The following is a 20,556-nucleotide window of genomic DNA, read 5'->3' as shown; positions in this document are numbered from 1 at the left end:
TTTCTACGCTCCTTGAGGAAGAGATTGCTGCGTGTTTGTTGGGATGTCAACTGCCTCGACAAGCAGGGAGCCGATCAGCGTCCAACGAAGCCGTTGCCCATACCGATGAGGAATCTGGAAAACAAGTCTGGCCTCTTATTCTCAATTGCTAGCAGCTACCGGAGCCATGCGTAATACATACACTTGTTTGCCTGCTGCTCGCAGAAGAACACCCACGTGGTATCGGAGTCTCGATACTGCCATTGAGTGTGTCTGGTATCGGCGTAGTCTCCTACGATTCCGACCAGCTGCCGATTCTGGATGATGTGGGGAGTCCGGACTGAAGATTTGAGTAGAAAGCGAAGCTTTCTCCACTCTTGAAGCTGAACTCACCGACAGATGTATTGCTGTCCAAGTCGTTGGATGTGCGGATGTCAGTTGTACTGGGCGGAAGTATGTCGGGAAGCCAACCGCGACCGAACAGTTGATCGGATCTTGCATCGGCCAGGGTGGGGTAGTTGCTCGTCACAGTGTCTGATAGATGGTCGCAACCTCCAGCCAAGAGGCATGAAATCAACAGTACTGGCATCTTTTTCATGCGGCTAACGCCTGAGTGAAGCCGAGCCGCGAAGCGGCTTCGGCTTGTATGAATTGTTACGCCCCGCCCGGAGTGCCCGGTGCGCGCTCTAGCTCAGACGCGAATACATCTGCTAGCCAGATAGTGCAGCCGTCCGAATCTACGCGCTCGACCACGAAAGTCGCCGAGTGGCCCGGCTGAGCCGCATGAGCAAGAACGACTGCCCCAAGGTCTCCAATCTGAGGAGGCCTTTTGCTGGCGCCGTGATCTATACGGTCGGTCGGGATGTTTGCGATGACACGTACTACTTCGTGCTTAGAGATGGGCATTGCGGACAATAATTCTTGAACTAGGCGGAGACGCGTAGTGGAGAAAACATAACAAGCTCTTTCTGCCGTGTTTGCTCTTACGAACGTGTTCGACCTGAGCGAATGGTTAGGGCGTATCTGACAGAATGAAAGAATTACTTACCTGCAGCAAGATGCTCACGTATAGCTTGAAGCTTGGCTCGACCAATCTCCGTATCCACGTCTGCTAGTAGAATTAAAAAGATGAGATCAATCTTTGCTGCCTGTGACTTCTTACCCCAGCGTGAGTCAGAGCCAAGTCGCGCCACCATTGGAGCGAAAAGCGGCGCGACGAAATGCACAATATCTTGTTCATCTTGGTCCGGGTTTTCTGCCTTGTAAGCGAGCCACCACTCTTGGACAACTGCAAGGCCGTGCTCATATCTTTGTCAGCACTCGAGCTTGCTAACGAGTCGATAAGTTTTTTGAACACCACGGATAGTATCCTGTCCATCCTAACGTCTGAGTTAAGCCGCGCGGCGAAGCGGCATCGGTTTTAAAAACCTGTGGGAGGTCTATCCGAGCAACCCTTTGTTGAACAAGTCCTGCGCGCGCCCCAACTGTGCCCGCACTTCTTGCGCGCAGAATAGCGCAGAGTCGTGGGCCACGCGGTCATTCTCAATTAGCGAACGGAATCTCGGTGTGTGGTGTGCGAAGGCACTTCTACCCGACTTGTCGCGCCATGCATGAATCTCATCCCAGAGCAGGTCGGCTTGTCGCTCTGAATCCACAAGCCTCGGCAGGAACTCAGTGAACAAATTGTCGTAGTTCTTTAGGGCGCCCTGCACCTGTGGTGGCTGGTGGAACAAGACAAATTGAAGTTGCTCGATCTCGCGGCGCGACGACGAGAATAGGTTGCGGCTTTGCTCCACGTGCATCAGTAACTCAGATTTATCTCTCTCAAATGCTAGTGTCGACTCGAGCTCATGCACACTGACGGAATGTGAGAAGGCTCTGTAGCTGATGTAGGCAGATGCCAAGCTAACAATGAGCGCGAGAACTGCAATGATATCGGAACTTCCCATGGCTCTCTGACGCCTGTATTAAGCTGACCCGCGAAGCGGGTTTGGCTTGAATGAATTGTTAGACAACGGGCTAGGGAATGCGCCCGTTGAGGTCGTCGAGAATGTTGCGGATATCATCAAGCTTGTCATCAAGATCATCAAGGCTTGCAAATCCACTGCCGGACATGTTGCTGATGTGTTCAAGTAGCTTTTCCGCCAGATCAGGATCTGTTTGAAGCAGCCGAACATTTTTGGCTAATGAAATCGGTGAGTCTGCTTTGTGGCCGGACATAAATTCTTTGACATGGCCGTCCAGATCGCTCTTTGCACTCTCAATACTGTCCGGGTCGGTCAAATCAACAAAGATGGTGCGGAGTCCAGAAATATCAAAGGGTATCTTTTGTCCAGCGATGGCCACCTGAATGAACGGCTTTGCTGTGGCATGCCGAAGTGCGAGTTCGTAATAGACGTTTGGATTGTTATCAGTGAGGTCCGCAATAACAAGATCAGCCTCAATAATTAGATTAATGATCTGGCTCGTGATGAGGCCAGACTTGAGTATCTTGTCTGCTCGAACGATCTCGTAGCCAAATTTTGCTAAAGCCGGCTCATGCACATACTTGAGCATTTGATCGGAGCGACGGCGAGTTTCTGAACCAGTTTCGCCGATCGGACAAACTACAAAGCATATTTTGGACACCATCTAAATTGATCCTGTTATCCGACGCCTGAATTAAGCCGACCCGCAAAGCGGGTTCGGCTTGAATGAATTGTTAGCGCCCACCTTTGCTAATTTTTTCGACTCGGTCGCTGCGTCAACGCTGAACCAGCTGAAGTTTTTGATGACTTGCTTGTTGACGAGTCTCTAAGCGTCTTTGACGCGGCAGACGCTGCAGATGAGGAAGTGACTTTTTTGCTCCGAGACTGAGACAGGGCAGAGCCAGCGGCTGATTTTGAAGACTTGCTGCCGCTACCGTCACTTAGGATCTTAGATGCGGCTGATGCTGCGCGACGAGACGTCTTTTCACTTGCCATTGGGTGACTCCTGCAGTTGGCGGATCAAAGCAACGGGCGATGGATCTTTAAGAACGACAGCAGCCAGAATGACAAGAACTACTGAGAAAATAAGTGTGCTTACGAGCCCAGCGGCAACGTTAGCGCCAAATTGTGGCCAGAATCTATTGTGTGACCGAATCTCTCGGATAAGAGTGCTTTGTTGTATCTCCTGACGGTAGTCTTCCTCTAGCGTCGAAGCAACCTCCTGTGCGTAAAGTTGCAAGGCGCTCTCAGCTGCACCGCTTGCTCTCAATAGTACGCCGCTCGGCTGCTGCAGGTACCAGTCGTGGACTAACTGATCTGAGGGCAGTGCGCCATTTTTAGTTTCGTAATGTCGCATCCATTCAATGCGCTGCTCTTCGATCGTTGCAAATGCTAATAGGCCGAGCAGCCAGCTCTTGTCGGACTGTTCAACCAGCTGCCTGTATGTGTCTTCTGGCCCGTTCAGGTTAATCATGTGGTCTCCATGTGGGCGCTAACGCTTGAATTAAGCCGTGCCGCGAAGCGGCATCGGCTTGAATGAACTGTTAGGTGGAACCCAGTGGGCCGCCATGGAGAACGTAACCATCCCAGTCGAACTGGGAGATATGCTTCTCAGCGCAAGCGAGAATTCCGTCCTTCTCGTCCGGCGAGATCTCTTGCGAGAACTCAAACGAACAGCAGTCGCTCTTAGAGTCATAGAAAACATTAGATACAAGCGGATGCAGGCCGCGAGCGGATAAGGCGCTTGTGAACATGAGCATCTCGGCCATCTGCCAAGCCTTTCCGTAGCGCGTAATCACGCCAATGCCAAAAGACGTCATCGAATTAACGGATATTTCTTCGCTTTTCTCTTCAAAATAACTCATTTGATATTATCCTTTGTGTGCCGCCTAGCGCCTGAGTTAAGCCGAACCGTGAAGTGGTTTCGGCTTGAGCGAATTATTAGCCCCCGTACTGCGCAAGTTGAAACTCCATCTTGAACTCAGCAGCACTAGGCTTTGATATGTAGAGAGGCACGCGCTGCTCATAGCCTTTCAGCATCGCAGCAACCAGATTGGCCATCTCGTTCGTAATGCGCGGTCCTAGATACACTCCGGCCAGACTATTTGACTCGTAGCCAAATTTCGTCCCAGCTGTCTCGTGAAAAGAGCGCCACTCCCGCTCGTAAGACCAGTCTTTAGACTTTGTGCAATAAAGCTCAAAGATTCGGGAGTAGTTTTTGTCTATGAGAAGTTCATCCGCAGCTACAGCAGGAAACGCATCAACGTACTTCACGCGATGCACTTTGCTGAAAATGGCGTCTTTTGTGTCGAACTGCAAGCACATCCCCGTTCCACTGTCCGCATAGTGCGACCACATAAGAAGATTTTCATTAGTCTCAGAAAAGCAGGTAACGCCCCGCTTTTCTAGGAATTCTCCAGCCATCTCCTGCAAAGTAGATCGGGCTTGTGCAGACAACATCTTTCGGATATTTGGCTCGATTGCCGCAATGTGTGAAGCATCAATCCTTGACAGGAGTTCAGTTAGCCCCTCATCGGACAATTCTTGAACGATTGCGCTGACAGCGCAGTCGTAAGGATCGTTGAAATTCTTTGGCGATCCAAAATACACAACCCGAGCCAGTAGGCTCACGAGCGAGTTTAGATCTACTCGCTGGTACTTAAAAAGGTGCGGCGGCAAGATCATAGATTAGGGGCCAATTACTTTGGACCGCCGAAATGCGGTGTTGTGGCGAGTATCTTCGATCACGGATACTTTGTGAATGGGGAACTCCTAGCCCCAGTCACAGGGTCGCACGGTAGTAAGCGGCCGCGACCATGCGGATGCTTGCGGTGTTAGCCAGCAAGGACGCAGGCGTACGAAATACACCCCCAAACACGACGGCGTAACAGCACGTCCACCGGTTCGGTTGCTCGATCAGGTGCGCGACCACCTGCGGTTACGGCATTACAGCCTGCGAACCGAGCAGGCTTATCTCAGTTGGATACGACGCTTCATCCTCGCCAGCGACAAGCGCCATCTGGCGCAGATGGGGCAGGTGGAGGTCGAGGCGTTCCTCACCCGGTCGGCGACCGATGGGCAGGTGTCTGCGGGTACGCAGAACCAGGCATTAGCTGCGCTGCTGTTCCTCCACCGCGAAGTCCTGCGCATCGTGCTGCCGTGTATGGAAAACCTGGTGCGTGCCAATCGTCCGAGGCGTATTCCGTGGCGCTTTCGCGCGAGGAGGTTGCACGCCTGCTGGCGGTGCTGGCGGGCCGTGTTGGTTGATGGCTAGCCTGCTCTACGGCAGCAGCATGCGGTTGATAGAATGCCTGCAGCTGCATATCAAGGATGTGGATGCCGTACGCGGTGAGCTCCTGGTGCGCGATCGAAAACGCAGATCGGTGGGAGCTACTGTAAATCAGCTTGTGCAGTGCGAATAGACGGTGATCTTGCACAACCAAATCAGTTCGGAAGGGCGCGCGCATGCTTGCTACTTTATTCCTGAAATGCTCAAGCCTATTTATAGAACATATTTTTACTGACGATCTGATAGATGAATCATGTGATGCTCGGGATCAGGAGAGGCATGAATGGATGTCTGGAGCCAGGCCAAACATCCATTCTTGATATGAATTATTTGGCGAGTCCAGAGTTTAGAACGCCTTTCTTGCCTTCTTGCTCAGACACAAGTTTGACGTTTGCACCGCCTACAAAAACGCCGATTTTGATATACTGCTCAATGAAATAATTCATGCCTGCCTGCGCGATGAAGTTGAACGCGTTGTCACTGAACTCGGACTCGGTCGAAACCGTGTGTTCGCCAGGCTTGACCTGTTGATAGAAGTAAGTTTTATTTGCGCTCTCGCCCAAAAATTTGCCATCAATATAAACGTTCTTCTTAAGGGCATGTCCGGCAAAACTGTTTCTGTAGATATACACTCCCGCTTGCCCCTCTGCGGGGGCGGGAAAATTTTTCAGTGCTGCATCTTGTGCGGCAGGCCCCATCGGCACCGAGGCGCAGCCAGATGCAAGGGCAACGAATGAGACTAGCGCGAGAGCAAAAAATTTGGTCATGGGTCCCCTGGCATATCAAGTAAGTATCTGATCGACGACTCGCACCACATCAGCTGCAGACCGCAACTGTGCCCCCGGTGCTCATGTCTGACTTAGTGTGCCACAGTCGCCAGAGAACGTCTTACCCAAGACTTGACGTCGGTATTTGCTTTAGCGAATGATGGAGACTAGGCCGTGAGTAGCCGATCAGTTGAGTGCACACCAGTATCTGTGCCACCGGTACTCATTTAAGAGAAGCGCGATTCACCCGCGCAACACTAATCGAAGCCTGTACCGATGACGCCACCATGTCAATCTACATGCATCACATCAGGTTGCTCTGCGTGCAATCTCAGCCGTCCAACAACGCCTTGTCGCGCACCGCACCCTTGTCCGCACTGGTCGCCAGCAACGCATACGCCTTCAGTGCCGTGGTGACCTTGCGTGGACGTACCTCGACCGGCTTCCAGCCCTTGGCATCCTGCTCGGCGCGACGCAGGGCAAGTTCCTCGTCGGAGATCAGTAGGTTGATCGAACGATTCGGGATATCGATCAGGATCTTGTCGCCGTCGCGCACCAGGCCGATCGCGCCGCCTGCGGCGGCTTCCGGCGAGGCGTGGCCGATCGACAGGCCCGAGGTGCCGCCGGAGAAGCGGCCGTCGGTGAGCAGGGCGCATTGCTTGCCCAGGCCCTTGGATTTGAGATAGCTGGTGGGGTAGAGCATTTCCTGCATGCCGGGGCCGCCCTTGGGGCCTTCGTAGCGGATCACCACGATGTCGCCGGCCTTCACTTCGTCGGCGAGGATGCCCTTGACCGCCGAATCCTGGCTCTCAAAGACACGCACATTGCCTTCGAACACGTGGATGGATTCGTCCACGCCTGCGGTCTTCACCACGCAGCCGTCGCGGGCGATATTGCCGTACAGCACGGCCAGGCCGCCTTCCTGCGAGAAGGCGTGTGCGACATCGCGGATGCAGCCTTCACTGCGATCGGTATCCAGGCTGTCCCAGCGGGTGGCCTGGCTGAAGGCAATCTGCGTGGGGATGCCGGCCGGGCCGGCCTTGTAGAACGTGTGCACGGCCTCTGCGTCGGTCTGGGTGACGTCCCATTGCGCGATGGCATCGGCCAGCGTGCGTGCGTGCACTGTAGCGGCGTTGGTATGCAGCAAACCGCCGCGTGCCAGCTCGCCGAGGATGGCCATGATGCCGCCGGCGCGATGCACGTCTTCGATGTGGTACTTGGGCGTATTCGGCGCCACCTTGCACAGCTGCGGCACGCGCTTGGACAGGCGGTCGATGTCGCGCATGCCGAACGGCACCTCGCCTTCCTGCGCCGCTGCAAGCAGATGCAGGATGGTGTTGGTGGAGCCGCCCATGGCGATGTCCAGCGTCATCGCATTCTCGAACGCTTCGAAGGTGGCGATGCCGCGCGGCAGCGCGGTGGGGTCTTCGCCGCCATACCAGCGATGGCACAGCTCCACCGCCACGCGCCCGGCGCGCAAAAACAATTGCTCGCGGTCGGCATGCGTGGCCACCACGGTGCCGTTGCCGGGCAGCGACAGGCCCAGCGCTTCGGTCAGGCAGTTCATCGAGTTGGCGGTGAACATGCCCGAGCACGAGCCGCAGGTGGGGCAGGCACTGCGCTCGAACTCGGCCACCTTTTCGTCGGAGGCGCTGTCGTCGGCGGCGATCACCATCGCGTCGATCAGGTCGAGCTTGTGTTCGGCCAGCTTGGTCTTGCCGGCTTCCATCGGCCCGCCGGAGACGAACACGGTGGGGATGTTGAGCCGCAGCGCGGCCATCAACATGCCGGGGGTGATCTTGTCGCAGTTGGAAATGCACACCAGCGCGTCGGCGCAATGCGCGTTGACCATGTACTCGACCGAGTCGGCGATGATCTCGCGGCTGGGCAGCGAATACAGCATGCCGTCGTGGCCCATGGCGATGCCGTCGTCCACGGCGATGGTGTCGAACTCCTTGGCCACGCCGCCGACGCGTTCGATCTCGCGCGCGACCAGCTGGCCGAGATCCTTCAGGTGCACGTGCCCGGGCACGAACTGGGTGAACGAGTTGGCGATGGCGATGATGGGCTTGTGGAAGTCGCCATCGCGCATGCCGGTGGCGCGCCACAGTGCGCGGGCGCCGGCCATGTTGCGGCCGTGGGTGGAGGTCTTGGAGCGGTACTCGGGCATGGCGAAGTCGACGGCTGATTGGCGAGCGGTGGCTGGCAATTAGACCGCGTCGCAACTGTTGCTGCTGCAACGGTCGCGGCGCGTTCCGGTGATCTGGCACGGTAGCACGCGGGCGCATGCACGCCGTGCTGGCGGGCGGGCGAGGGCATCGTGCGCAGCGCACGCGGAATGCAGCAGCGCCGGCCGGCACTGCACGTGAACGCGCGCCTTTGGTCCCGCTGCATCACGTCGTCGGCCCGGCATGTAATGCGATGTAAACGTATGCGGGCGCGCATGCAGTGCCCGGAGTGCGAACCGGAGCGCAGATCGCGCCGCCGGGACATCGGCAGGATTGTCCCTAGACCGGTGCGGCCAATGGGGGGAGCAGCACCGCCAAGGATCTCCACCAACGGCACCGCAGGAGGCGCCCATGTCCGACCATCCTCATTCACGCCGCACGGCGGCAACGTCGCATCCCATCGACCAGACGCCGGCGGCAACGGCCGGCATCACGCGGCGCCGCGTGCTGCAGGGCGCAGCCGGCGCGGCGGCGCTGGCCGGCCTCGGGTGGGGCGGCCGCGCGGCCGCGCAGAGCGCCACCCTGCCGTTCGCGGGCCTGAACCTGTCGGGCCTGGCCTCCAACAGCTATGTGGAGAATGCCGAGATCGGCACGCACTACCGCGCCATCACCGCGCAGCACGTGGCTGCCGCCGGGGCCTGCCCGCTGTTCCGGCTGCCGACCACCGCCGCGCGCTTCACGCGTGGGCAGGGCGTGGCCCTGAACGAGACCTACTGCCGCCAGGTCCAGGACGCACTGGACCACATCGCTGCACGCGGCAAGCGCGCCATCGTGGAGCTGCACGACTACATGCGCCTGCCGCAGCGGGTGGCCGTCAAGTCCGGCTACCGGCGCGACGCCAGCGGCACGCTTGTCGATGCACGCGGCAACCGCGTCGACAACCCGGCCGCAGCCGAGGTCTGGGCCGACACCTATCCGCTGCGCAGCTTCGGCTACCAGGGCTATTTCGATCGCCGCGACCAGTTGCTCAAGCTCTACGAATACCGCGTGATTGGCACGCCGGGGTGCACGCTCTACAACGAGGCCGGCCTGCCCGACCTGTGGGCACGCATCGTCAACCGCTTCAGGCAACACCCGGCGGTGTTCGGCTGGGGCGTGATGAACGAGCCATACCAGGGAAAGGAGCGCAACGCCGATGGCAGCGTGTTGTCGATGTCGGCGCACTGGCAGAACACCGCCACCGCGTGCTGCAAGACCATCATCGATCGCGACCGCGACCACTTCATGTTCGTGTGCGGCAACGGCTATGCCAGTGCCCGGCTCTGGCAGCAGGACTCGATGGGCCTGTTCGACATCCCCGATCCCTACAACCGCATCGTCTACGAAGCGCACAACTACCTGGATAGCGACGGAGCTGGCGGCGGCAACTGGGTCGGGCCCGGCGGGCGCAACGAGGTGGTCAAGCCGGACACCGGCATCGAGATGGTGGCGCCCTTCATCGAAGCCCTGCAGCATGCCGGCAAACGCGGCTATCTGGGTGAGCATGGCTATCCGGCCGGCAACCACAGCGCGGAGGTCGCCACCACCCAGATGCTGGCGCATCTGCAGGCCAACAATATCCCCAGCACGCAGTGGTGCTTCGGCCCCGGCTGGCCGGATGACGATGTGCTGGGCATGAGCTACGACGTGGGCGCGGACATCCAGGCCAAGAGCAATCTCGCTGCGGTGCAGGCCTTCTTCGACGTGCGCCTGTCCGGCTACGTGCCGCCACCTCTCTAACCCCGGCGCCGCCGCGGCCCGGAGGACGCGGCGGTTTACACTGATGGCATGCGCATGGACTTCCCGTGCCGCGCCGGCTGCGCGGCCTGTTGTATTGCCCCGTCGATCAGTTCGGCGATCCCCGGCATGCCGCAGGGCAAGCCGGCGGGCGTGCCCTGCGTGCAGCTCGATGGCCGGGGCCGGTGTCGCCTGTTCGGCTTGCCGACGCGGCCGGCGGTGTGCGCCAGCCTGCGTCCATCCGAGGACATGTGCGGCGCTTCGCGCGCCCAGGCGCTGGCCACGTTGACGGCACTGGAGCAGGCCACGCGGCCGTAAGCGGCGCCAGGTCACCGGCGTCCTTGCTGCCATGCAACCCCGCCGCCATGCAACCCGCGGCTGGCTGCAGCTGCGCTGCATCCCGGGCGGCCAGGGATGCGCGGCGTGTGGCGCGTTGCTGCCGTCATCTCTCTGCGCGTCGGCCTGCCAGCATCAGGCCACGGGCGTCTGCGGCAGGTGCATCCAGCTCGAAGGCGGTGTACCCGTGTCGCAGAGGGCCGATGCTGGCCTGCAGCCGCAGGGCGGGGACCCGGATTCAGCCCGCGCTGGCGCCGCCCAGATACTGATCCTTGAGCCGCACGTAATGCTGAGCGGAGTAATGCAGGCTTTCGATTTCCTTGTCGCTGAGGGTGCGGGCCAGGCGCGCGGGATTGCCCAGCCACAATTCGCCTTCGCCGACGATCTTGCCCGGGCCGACCACCGCGCCGGCACCGACAAAGCCGTAGCGCCTGACGGTGGCGCCGTCCAGCACGCAGGCGCCCATGCCGATCAGGCACAGGTCTTCGATGGTGCAGGCATGCAGGATGGTGCCGTGGCCAACCGTGACGTCGGCGCCGATCAGCGTCGGGTAGCCGGCCTTGTTGAACGGGCTATGGTGACTGACGTGGATGATGGTGCCGTCCTGCACGTTGGTACGCGCGCCAATCTGCACGTGATTGACGTCGCCGCGAATCACCGTGCCCGGCCACACCGATACGTCATCGCCCAGGCTCACCTTGCCGATGATGGTGCAGGCAGGGTCGACATAGACGCGTGCGCCCAGTTGCGGGGTGTGGTCCAGGAACGAGCGAATCGGGGTCACGATGATCTCCAGCATGTCGGCGTGCCGCTCGGTGCGGGCACTGCCGGCATGATAGCGGGGCGACTGTCGCATGCGGCAAGCGCTGGCGTGGCAAATGACCTGTCTGGCTGTGGCCGTGGATGACGCAGCAGCGCGGCGTGTTGAAACGACCGACGCCAGAACCTGTGGGGCTACGCCTGAATGTTTGCTGCAGCTTCGAAGGGATCGAGTTGCACTGCGTGTGGAGGTTTGCAGTCATGCGCATCTTGCGTCGTTCAAAGTTCGCTACCGCGAAATCTCGCATGCCATGCCTGCGCGACGAGTGCAGCAATGCGCTTCGCACCCCGGACCAGACGAACGTGATGGTTACCCGGTCCGATCGCACGCCAGGTCACGCGCTGCCGCAGTAGGCGCGAGGTCGATCGTGTCCGTGCAAGCAATCCGCATACCCCGGGTGCCGCCATGCAGACACCTCAACGAATGCATGGAGAGCCAGGCGAAGCGCTCTGCCGGCCTGTTCGATAAGCGCACACCAGTGCGTGCGGGTGTATTGAACGTCCCCTGCGATCGGCCTAGCGTGCCGATGGCGCTTTGCAACGCGGCGCTCGTGCTGCGTTGCAGTGCCGATGCATTGTCGAGTGCCGCTGCTGCTTCGAGGCTTGCCCGCATCTTCGTCGTGCTGCCGCTGCACGCTCGCATGGCCACGCATGCGGCTGCCGACGCACCTGCCATTCCTACACCAGGATCACCCGATGACCCCGAGCGCCGCGACACCTGCACCTTTCGTACTGGAACGCATGACGCCGTTCCAGTGGAGGGCGGTGGCGGTGTGCGTGTTGCTGACCATGCTCGATGGTTTCGATGTGATGGCGATGGCCTTCACCGCCCCACATGTGTCGGCGCAATGGCAGTTGTCGGGCAAGCTGCTCGGGGCCTTGTTCAGTGCCGGATTGGTTGGCATGGCGGCGGGTTCGTTGCTGCTGGCGCCGCTGGCCGATCGCATCGGGCGGCGCGCGACGATCCTGGCCTGCCTGGCGATACTGACCGTGGGCATGGGCGCCTCGGCGCTGGCCACCGGCGTGTGGCAACTCGGCGCGTTGCGTGCGTTCACCGGCATCGGCATCGGCGGCATGCTGGCCTGCGTTGCGGTCATCGCTGCCGAGTATTCCACCGCCCGGTGGCGCAGCACGGCATTGGCGCTGCAGGCCACCGGTTACCCGATCGGCGCGACGCTGGGCGGCGCAATCGCGGCGTTGCTGTTGCAGCAATGGTCCTGGCACGCGGTGTTTGTGCTCGGTGCGCTCGGGTCGCTGCTGTGCGTGCCCTTGGTGCTGGCGTTTTTGCCCGAGTCGCTGGATTTTTTGATCGCGCGGCGCCCGCCCGGTGCAGCCGCACGCTTCAATGCGGTGCTCGCACGCATGGGCATGCCGCCGCATGCGGTACTGCCGTCACCGCCGCAGATTCCCAATCGGGCGCAGGGCTATGCGGCCCTGTTCGTACCGGCATTGCGGCGGCAGTCGCTGTTGATCGCGCTGGCGTTCTTTCTGCTGATGTTCGCGTTCTATTTCGTACTCAGCTGGACCCCGAAGCTGCTGGTCGTGGCCGGCTTGTCGGCGGCGCAGGGTGTAACCGGTGGTGTCTTGTTGAATCTGGGCGGCATTGCCGGCGGGGCGGTCTTCAGCGCATTGGCCGCACGTGCGCGCCTGTCGCGGCTGACCGCCGGCGCGCTGGGGATCTCGGCGCTGGCGCTGCTGGCCTTTGGCCTCTACAACACCGTGCTGAGCTGGGCGTTTGCCACGGCGGTGCTGAGCGGCGCGGCGCTGTTTGCCGCCATCGCCGGGCTGTATGCGGTGGCGCCGGTGGTCTTCACGGCGGCGGTGCGTTCCACCGGCATGGGCTGGGCGATCGGGGTGGGCCGCTTCGGCGCGATCGCCTCGCCGCTGTGCGTGGGCCTGCTGGTGGACGCGGGCTGGTCGCCGGCGGCCCTGTACCTGGCCTGCAGCGTGCCGTTGCTGCTTGCGGCCATCGCCGTGCTGGGCATGCGCCTGCCGGCGCGCTGAACTGCCCGGCTGGCGGTTGTCACGCAGCCGAGCGAGGTCGACCGGGCCAAAGAAATGCTGCGCACTGCCGATACCCCGACAGACCCTCCATCGTTGTGGCGGGCTCTTCCGCGGACCATTTGCAGATCAGCGCCGGCATGCTCAGAACCATCGACTCCGATCAACTCCGCCCCGGCATGTATGTCTACAAGCTGCTGGGCGCGTGGGTGCACCATCCGTTCTGGAAGACCTCGTTCCTGGTCGATTCGGATGACGTGGAGAAGATCCATGGCAGCCGGATCGAGCAACTGGTAATCGATACCGCGCGTGGCCTGGATCTGGAAACGGCGGCGCCGGACGCAACCAGTCCGGAGCCCGAGCCGGCGGCACCATCACCATCACCATCACCGACGCCCGAACCGCCCACCGCCACGCGCACCGCGCGCACCAACAGCGTCACCGCGCAGGTCGGCATCGAGTCCGAAGTGGTGCGCGCACGCAAGATCTTCGAAGACGGGCGCGACACGGTCGAGGCGATGTTCCGCGATGTGCGGCTTGGACGTACCGTCGACACCGAGGCGGCGATGCCGCTGGTGGAAGCCATCAACGAGTCGGTCCTGCGGCATCCGCAGGCCCTGATCAGCGTAGCGAGGCTCAAGACCGCCGACGACTACACCTATCTGCATTCGATGGCGGTGGCCGGCCTGATGAGCGGGCTGGCGCGCCAGCTCGGCTTGCCCGAAGGGCAGGTCGTCGAGGCGGCCATGGGCGGCCTGCTGCACGACATGGGCAAGGCGGTGACGCCGCTGGACATCCTCAACAAGCCGGGCAAGCTCACCGACGACGAAATGGAGGTCATGCGCCAGCATCCGCTGGATGGCCATCGCCTGCTGGTGGCCGGCGGCGTGCAGAACGCGGTGGTGCTGGAGATCGCGCTGCACCATCACGAGAAAATGGACGGCAGCGGCTACCCGAATCGGCTGGTGGGCGAGAACATCGCGCTGATGTCGCGGATGGGTGCGGTGTGCGATGTGTACGACGCCATCAGCTCCGACCGCCCCTACAAGCGCGGCTGGGATCCGGCCGAATCGCTCAAGCGCATGGCGTCGTGGCAGGGGCATTTCGACCCGGTGGTGTTCCAGGCCTTCGTGCGCCGGCTGGGGATTTATCCGGTCGGCTCGCTGGTGCGGCTGGAGTCGCAGAAACTGGCGGTGGTGATCGAGCAGACCGCCGATGCGCTGCTCAAGCCCAAGGTCCGCGTGTTCTATTCGGCCAAGTTGCGCAGCCATGTGCTGGTGCAGGACATCGATCTGTCGCGGCCGGATTGCCAGGACCGCATCGCACAGATGGAAAGCCCCACCGACTGGGGCTTCCGCGATCTCGAGAAGCTATGGTTGCCGTAATCGGTAATTCGTAACCCGTAGGCCGCCAGTTAGCAGTTGGCCTAGCTGGCACGCAGATGCATCGAGCGAGCGCCACGCCAGTTGAGGAATCCCGCTGGGCGATTGGGCTGGATGCGCAAGCGTCGCGTGGTGACAACCGCAGCGTTGTCCTCGTGCTTGCCACCACCGCTGCCAGGCCCGGCACACCGCACGCACCCGTGCCCGGCGCGCCGGCCGCAAGCCGGTTGCCGCCACCACCACCAGGCGCATTGGTCAGCCTGGCGAGCGCGACCATGCTGCGCTGCAGCTTGGCAATGTAGTTATGATCCATAACTATTCCGGAACGCAATCACTTGCCGACCTGGAACCCATGTCTCAGCCGTGCCTGGATGACCGTCGCTTCCCACACCTGCCTGCCGCCGCAGACGCCCGCCATGTGCTGGCGCTGGACCGGCACCTGCATGCTGTGGCCTGCCTGCACGACGGGGCCAAGGCCCCCTCGGCATGCCTGAGCGCGTCTACAATGCAGCTCACGCCGCGGACCGGCGTTGCGGGCAGTGTGCGTTGCGCGCACCGGTCCGCCCGTCGTCTTCGCTGCGAGAACCGTCATGTCCGTCACTGCCAATGCCGCCCTGCCGCCGGATGCCGTCACCACGGTGGATCAGGCGCGCCTGCTGCGGCTGCTGGGCTACCGCATCACCCGCACCGAGTTGCTGGTGCGGCGGATGTTTCAGGACTGCGTGGCAGCGTTCGATCTCAAGCCGGTGGACTTCTCGCTGCTGATGCTGGTGGACGGCAACCCGGGCATCAATCAACGCCAGATCGGCGATGTGCTGCACGTGTCGGCGCCCAACCTGGCGATCGTGGTGGCACGCCTGGTCAAGCGCCGCCTGTTGCGGCAGGTGCGGGGACGCCAGGACCGACGCATGCAGCACCTGTCGCTGACCACCGCCGGTGTGACCCTGCTGAGCGCCGCCGAGGCCGAAGTGCTGCGGATGGAACAGCAACTCAGCGTGGTGCTTGGCAGCAGCGAGGCGCCGTTGCTGCGCGCGCTCGACCGGCTGGACCGTCTGGACACCGCCTGATCCGCAGCTGCCGTGCAGGCGCACGGCCCGCTTTCTACCTGAACTTTGCACGCGCCGTCGCCGGCGTGTCGATCGCGCCTGCCTGACCGTTGTTCCGCCGCAGTGTCCGCTGTCCCTCCCCATGCTGGAGATGTTTGCAGTGAACTATCGATCGGTCCTGCTTGGGTTGTCTTCCCGCGCGTCGGGGCTGCGCCGCGCAGCGCTTGCCATGGTGGCGCTGCTCGCTGCCGGCACCGCCGGGGCGCAGAACCTGCCGCAGAGTACGACGCTGACCAACGGCATCAATACCGGCGGTACCAGCTACCTGGACGGCTTCACCCGCACCACGCCCGGCTGGGCGGTGATCACCTATCTGCGTCAGAGCTCACTGGATGCGATCAAGGATTCCCGCGGCAACGACGTGCCGGTGTTTGATCGCCCGCGCATCGATTCGACCCTGCTGCTGACCCAGGTCGCCTATGTCACGCCGTACAAGCTCTTTGGCGGCGCGGTTGGCATCAACACGCTGCTTCCGCTGATCAACCTGGATGCCTCGTTCGGGCGCAACAGCATTGCCAGCTTGCGCGACAACGGCGCCGGTGTGGGTGACCTGACCTTTGGCCCCTATCTGCAGATGCTGCCGGTGATCCGCAATGGCAGGCCGGTGTTTTCGCAGCGTTTCGAAATCAATGCGATCGCGCCGACCGGCAAGTTCGACCGCGACCGCGACCTCAATCAGGGCGCCGGCTACTGGTCGCTGGTGCCGCAATACGCGTTCACCGTGTTCCCGACGCCCAACTGGGAAGTCAGCGCACGCATCAACTACATCTACAACTTCCGCAGCGAGCGGCGTCCGAACCTGCCGCCGGGTTTTGCGTTCCGCAACGGCCAGGCCGGCGATGCGGGCTGGATCAACTTCGCCACGTCCTGGGAAGTGGTGCCCGACATCCGCCTTGGCGTGAATGCCTATTACCTCACCCAGTTCCGCGACAACCGCACCAACGGGCAGCGCGTGGCCGACACCCGTCAACGCGTGTTCTATGCCGGCCCCGGCGGTGTGTGGCGGATGGATGCCAACAATATGCTGTTTGCCAATGTGTATCTGCCGGTGGAGGTCAAGAACGCTGCCTCCGGCAACAACGTCAACCTGCAGTACGTCCATGTGTTCTAGCGCCGGTACGGCCGGCCTCTTCGGAGAGTGGCAATGAATTTGCAGAACAAGACGATCGTGGTCACCGGCGTGGCATCGGGCATCGGTGCCGAAGTCGCACGCCTGGCCCGTTTCCATGGTGCCAGGGTGATCGGCGTCGATCGCATGCCGGTGCAGATGTCGCTGCACGGGTTCCACCAGGCCGATCTTGGCGATCCGGCATCCATCGATGCGCTGGTGCAGGCCTTGCCGGAGCGCATCGACGCGCTGGCCAACGTGGCCGGCGTTCCCGGCACCGCACCGCTGGAGGTCGTGGCGCGGGTCAACTACCTGGGTCTGCGCCATTTGAGCCAGGCGCTGCTGCCGCGCATGACGGCTGGCGGTTCCATCATCAACGTGGCCTCCATCCTGGGCGCAGAATGGCCGCAACGCCTGGAACTGCACAAGCAACTGGCCGCCACCGACAGCTTTGCGTCCGGCACTGCGTGGTTGCAGGCGCATCCGGTGAGCCACGACACCTGCTACCAGTACTTCAAGGAAGCGCTGATCGTCTGGACCCTGCTGCAGTCGCGGCCCTGGTTCGCCGAGCATGGCGTGCGCGTCAACAACGTCGCGCCCGGACCGGTGTTTACGCCGATTCTCGGCGATTTCGTCACCATGCTCGGCGAGGAGCGCGTCAAGGAAGACGCCAAGCGCATGACGCGTCCGGCGTACGCCGACGAGGTGGCCGAGGCCATCGTGTTTCTCGCCTCCGATGCTGCGCGCTGGATCAACGGCATCACCTTGCCGGTCGATGGCGGGCTGGCGTCCACCACTCTGTAACACCACCCCCTCAGCAGGAGGCTAGACCATGAACGCTCTCCCCAACACCGCGATTGCCGCGTCGTCCGTCCCGGCGTGGCATGGCTGTATCTTCAATGGCGACTGGGTGCCCGGCAACGGCGGCACCGCGCAGATCATCGAACCGGCCACCGGCAAGCTGCTGCACGAAGTCGGCAAGGCCGATCTGGCTGATGTCGCCGCTGCCGTGGCGCTGGCGAAAAAAGCGCAACGTGCCTGGGCAGCCACGACGCCGCGTGAGCGCGCTGCCGTGTTTCACCGTGCCGCGCAGCTGATGGAAGCACGCAGTGCGGAAGCGGCGCTGCTGATCGCGCGCGAAACCGGCGGCATCCTGCCCAAGGCCCAGCGCGAAGTGAACGAGTCGGTGGTGTTCTATCAGCAGGCGGCGGCGCTGCCGCTGCAGGCCGTCGGCCAGGTGCTGCCCACCGGCGCCGGCCAGCTCAGCCTGGCCCGGCATCTGCCGCTGGGCGTGATCGCGGTGATTTCCCCGTTCAATTTTCCGTTGATCCTGTCGCTGCGGTCGGTGGCTCCGGCGCTGGCGATGGGCAATGCGGTGGTGCTCAAGCCTGACCCGCGCACGCCGTACACCGGTGGCGTGGTCATCGCGCAGGTGCTGGAGGAAGCGGGCCTGCCGAAGGGCTTGTTGCACGTGCTGCATGGCGATGCCGCCATCGGCCAGGCGCTGGTCGAATCGCCGGATGTCCCGATGATTGCCTTCACCGGTTCCACCGCTGCCGGGCGACGCATCGGCGAGATCGCGGGCCGGCACCTGAAGAAGGTGTCGCTGGAGCTGGGCGGCAACAACGCGGTGATCGTGCTCGACGACGCCGATCTGGACAGGGCGGCCTCTGCCGTGGCGTTCGGCGCCTACATGCATCAAGGGCAGATCTGCATGGCCACCGGCCGCGTGCTGGTCCAGCGTGGCATTGCCGATGCGCTGACCCAGCGGCTGGCTGAAAAGGCCAGGCATCTGCCGGTTGGCGATCCGGTCAGCGGCACCGTGGCCCTGGGCCCGATCATCGACCAGCGCCAGCTGCAGCGTGTGATCGATATCGTGGACGACAGCGTTGCCGCCGGTGCGGTGGTGGAAGCCGGTGCCAGCAACGAAGGCCTGTTCTATGCGCCGACGGTGCTGTCCAACGTGCGTCCGGGCATGCGTGCATTCGACGAGGAAGTCTTCGGGCCGGTGATCAACATCACCGTGTTCGACACCGACGAAGAAGCCGCGGAACTGGCCAACCATGGCGAGTACGGCCTGGCCGCCGGCATCCTGTCGGCATCGGTGTCGCGCGCGATGAACCTGGGCGACAAGCTCCATACCGGCCTGTTGCACATCAACGATCAGACCGTGTCCGACGAAGTCATCAACCCCTTCGGCGGTACCGGTGCCTCGGGCAACGGCACCAGTGTCGGCGGGCCGGCCGACTGGGAGCAGTACACCCACTGGCAGTGGCTGACGATCAAGAACGAAGTGCCGCAATACCCGTTCTGACCGGCGTGGGGCAAGGGCCCTTCAGCAAAACTCGCAGCGTCGAGGGCGCGGTGCCCTCACCGCTTGCAGGACACGCCGTGAACCCGTCCTTGGGGGCTCGGTGGCGGCATCCATGCCGCCACACGGTCCCGCAACCGGCAAGGACACCGCACCAGACAGTTGGCCGGCACTCATCTGAATAGCTGTCTCTCGTGCGGTGTGCATCAGACATGGAGCCGATGCTCCATGGTCGAACAAGGCGCATCCAGCACGGCTCTTAGCCTTGCACACCGACCATCTCGCCTGGGTCCTTGCCCGCTCACCGTCGCGGGACCCTGAGCGGCATGGATGCCGCGCCGGAGCCTACAAGGACGTACTTGCGGCGTGTCCCGCGATGGTGGGCGGGCAAGGGCCGTGCAGCCAGCTAGCAGCGTCGAGGGCGCGGTGCCCTCACCGCTCGCGGGACACGCCGTGAACCCATCCCCGGGGGCTCGGTGGCGGCATCCATGCCGCTACACGGTCCGGCAATCAGCGAGGACACCGCACCGGACAGTCCGCTGGTTACTTTGTTGAAAACCCTGCAACCAGCCCACGGATCGGTCGCTCTTAATCGCCAGCGCGAAAGCGCGTCGGCGAACAGCCGGCGTGACGTACGAAATAGCGGCTGAAGTACGCAGCGTCGAAAAATCCAAGGTCGGCGGCGATCTGCTGCACGCTCAGGCTGGTGTAGCGCAGGCTGCGGCGGGCTTCGAGCATGATGCGGCGCTGCAGTAATTGCAGTGCCGAGGCGCCGGCCAGTCGCTGGCACAACGCGTTGAGATGGCCCGGCGTCAGGCCCAATTGCTCGGCATAGCGGGAGATCGGCCAATGCGCACGGTAATGCTCGTCGATCAAGGCCTGATAGCCGCGGAGATGGCGTAGTGCCGGGTCGGCATACGGACTCACCGCAGCGGCATCCTGCGCGTGTTCCAGCGCCGTGCGGGCGGTCCAGATCAACAACTGCGCTGCGGCAGCGTGCAATGCAGCCTCATGGCCGACGCGTCGGCAGGCATGGTCGTCGGCAATGCTGGCGAACAGCACGTCGAGCAGCCCGCGTGCGCGCTGTGCGCGCAGGACCTGCGGGATGGTCAGGGCAGCCTGCAACAGCGGTGCAGCACTCAAGGCGTCGCGCACCAGCGGCATGCACAAGGTGATGATGTGGCCGCGCACCCGCGGATCGAACCCGAAGCCATGCACGCACAGCGGCGGCAGCCAGATCACGCGCGCGCCACGCACGCGCTGGCTGCGGCCATCCAGCTGCAGCGTCGCCGGCCCGCGTTGCACGTACAGCAACTGTGCCAGGTCCTCGTGCCGGTGCGGAGCGATGTGCCAGTCATGTAGCCGGCTGCGTGCGGCAATCGACTCCCAGTGCAACAACTCGGGCGTGTCGGCGTGCTGCTCGCCGTACAGGCCGAAGGCGGGCACCGCGGTGGCTGCAGCAATGGCGTGCGCGCGTCTGGGCATCGTCGAAAAGTCCAAGCACTGCGCGCAATCATCCCTTCACTGCACGCGCTTGGCTACCCACA

The 20,556-nt window shown here is 62.2% G+C and carries 17 protein-coding genes and 1 pseudogene; 9 read left to right on the top strand and 9 right to left on the bottom strand.

Features of this window, described 5'->3' with window-relative positions:
- Positions 1 to 1,418: 1,418 nt before the first annotated feature.
- The 5 genes from EO141_RS17640 to EO141_RS17615 all read right to left on the bottom strand — a co-directional run bounded on the left by EO141_RS17640 (position 1,419) and on the right by EO141_RS17615 (position 4,577).
- Entirely contained in the window at positions 1,419 to 1,928 is a 510-nt protein-coding gene (locus EO141_RS17640; protein ID WP_127169827.1) for a hypothetical protein, read from the bottom strand.
- Positions 1,929 to 1,998: 70 nt separating this feature from the next.
- Positions 1,999 to 2,610, bottom strand: a complete 612-nt coding sequence (locus EO141_RS17635; RefSeq protein WP_126961804.1) for a hypothetical protein — start codon at positions 2,608 to 2,610, stop codon at positions 1,999 to 2,001.
- Between the two features lie 321 nt (positions 2,611 to 2,931).
- Entirely contained in the window at positions 2,932 to 3,420 is a 489-nt protein-coding gene (locus EO141_RS17625) for a hypothetical protein (RefSeq protein WP_127169825.1), read from the bottom strand.
- A gap of 70 nt (positions 3,421 to 3,490) precedes the next feature.
- Positions 3,491 to 3,811 carry a hypothetical protein gene (locus EO141_RS17620; RefSeq protein ID WP_127169824.1) on the bottom strand — a complete coding sequence of 107 codons (321 nt, stop codon included), beginning with the start codon at positions 3,809 to 3,811 and terminating at the stop codon, positions 3,491 to 3,493.
- A gap of 76 nt (positions 3,812 to 3,887) precedes the next feature.
- On the bottom strand, positions 3,888 to 4,577 hold the full coding sequence (locus EO141_RS17615; protein WP_164739279.1) for a DUF2971 domain-containing protein: 690 nt from the start codon (positions 4,575 to 4,577) through the stop codon (positions 3,888 to 3,890).
- A 277-nt stretch (positions 4,578 to 4,854) separates the two neighbouring features.
- On the opposite strand from EO141_RS17615, the pseudogene EO141_RS17610 reads away from it, so the two are divergent.
- A pseudogene (locus EO141_RS17610) lies at positions 4,855 to 5,320 on the top strand (phage integrase N-terminal SAM-like domain-containing protein); the annotation flags it as partial.
- Positions 5,321 to 5,561: 241 nt separating this feature from the next.
- Here the strand turns inward: EO141_RS17610 and EO141_RS17605 are convergent.
- Both EO141_RS17605 and ilvD read right to left on the bottom strand, forming a co-directional pair.
- Positions 5,562 to 6,002, bottom strand: a complete 441-nt coding sequence (locus EO141_RS17605) for a DUF2846 domain-containing protein (protein ID WP_102583183.1) — start codon at positions 6,000 to 6,002, stop codon at positions 5,562 to 5,564.
- Positions 6,003 to 6,333: 331 nt separating this feature from the next.
- Positions 6,334 to 8,172 (bottom strand): dihydroxy-acid dehydratase, encoded by a 1,839-nt coding sequence (ilvD, locus tag EO141_RS17600; RefSeq protein ID WP_127169823.1) that lies wholly within the window; start codon positions 8,170 to 8,172, stop codon positions 6,334 to 6,336.
- Positions 8,173 to 8,581: 409 nt separating this feature from the next.
- Here ilvD and EO141_RS17595 point away from each other — a divergent pair, with 409 nt between their 5' ends.
- Positions 8,582 to 9,949: a cellulase family glycosylhydrolase gene (locus EO141_RS17595; protein ID WP_127169822.1), complete on the top strand. Its 1,368-nt coding sequence runs from the start codon at positions 8,582 to 8,584 to the stop codon at positions 9,947 to 9,949.
- Positions 9,950 to 9,997: 48 nt separating this feature from the next.
- Positions 9,998 to 10,264, top strand: coding sequence for a YkgJ family cysteine cluster protein (locus tag EO141_RS17590; protein ID WP_104650573.1), 267 nt, complete (start codon positions 9,998 to 10,000; stop codon positions 10,262 to 10,264).
- Between the two features lie 256 nt (positions 10,265 to 10,520).
- On the opposite strand, the gene EO141_RS17585 is transcribed toward EO141_RS17590, so the two are convergent.
- On the bottom strand, positions 10,521 to 11,066 hold the full coding sequence (locus EO141_RS17585) for a gamma carbonic anhydrase family protein (RefSeq protein WP_164739302.1): 546 nt from the start codon (positions 11,064 to 11,066) through the stop codon (positions 10,521 to 10,523).
- 731 nt (positions 11,067 to 11,797) lie between these two features.
- Between EO141_RS17585 and EO141_RS17580 the strand changes: the two genes are divergently transcribed.
- From EO141_RS17580 to EO141_RS17555, 6 genes are all read left to right on the top strand, one after another.
- On the top strand, positions 11,798 to 13,105 hold the full coding sequence (locus EO141_RS17580) for an MFS transporter (RefSeq protein ID WP_127169821.1): 1,308 nt from the start codon (positions 11,798 to 11,800) through the stop codon (positions 13,103 to 13,105).
- Between the two features lie 137 nt (positions 13,106 to 13,242).
- Entirely contained in the window at positions 13,243 to 14,487 is a 1,245-nt protein-coding gene (locus EO141_RS17575) for an HD-GYP domain-containing protein (RefSeq protein ID WP_119130636.1), read from the top strand.
- 587 nt (positions 14,488 to 15,074) lie between these two features.
- Positions 15,075 to 15,551: a MarR family transcriptional regulator gene (locus EO141_RS17570; RefSeq protein WP_104583863.1), complete on the top strand. Its 477-nt coding sequence runs from the start codon at positions 15,075 to 15,077 to the stop codon at positions 15,549 to 15,551.
- 208 nt (positions 15,552 to 15,759) lie between these two features.
- Complete coding sequence (locus tag EO141_RS17565; RefSeq protein WP_127169903.1) at positions 15,760 to 16,701, top strand: transporter; 942 nt, start codon at positions 15,760 to 15,762, stop codon at positions 16,699 to 16,701.
- Positions 16,702 to 16,734: 33 nt separating this feature from the next.
- Entirely contained in the window at positions 16,735 to 17,502 is a 768-nt protein-coding gene (locus EO141_RS17560; RefSeq protein ID WP_127169820.1) for a coniferyl-alcohol dehydrogenase, read from the top strand.
- Between the two features lie 28 nt (positions 17,503 to 17,530).
- Positions 17,531 to 19,012, top strand: a complete 1,482-nt coding sequence (locus EO141_RS17555) for a benzaldehyde dehydrogenase (protein ID WP_104650575.1) — start codon at positions 17,531 to 17,533, stop codon at positions 19,010 to 19,012.
- A gap of 585 nt (positions 19,013 to 19,597) precedes the next feature.
- Here the strand turns inward: EO141_RS17555 and EO141_RS17550 are convergent.
- Entirely contained in the window at positions 19,598 to 20,494 is an 897-nt protein-coding gene (locus EO141_RS17550) for a helix-turn-helix domain-containing protein (protein ID WP_127169819.1), read from the bottom strand.
- Between the last annotated feature and the right edge of the window lie 62 nt (positions 20,495 to 20,556).

Source organism: Xanthomonas sp. BRIP62415, from assembly GCF_003993515.1.
Classification (GTDB): domain Bacteria; phylum Pseudomonadota; class Gammaproteobacteria; order Xanthomonadales; family Xanthomonadaceae; genus Xanthomonas; species Xanthomonas euroxanthea.
The sequence above is the reverse complement of the archived record's forward strand: the minus strand, read 5'-3'. Positions and strand labels throughout refer to the sequence as shown.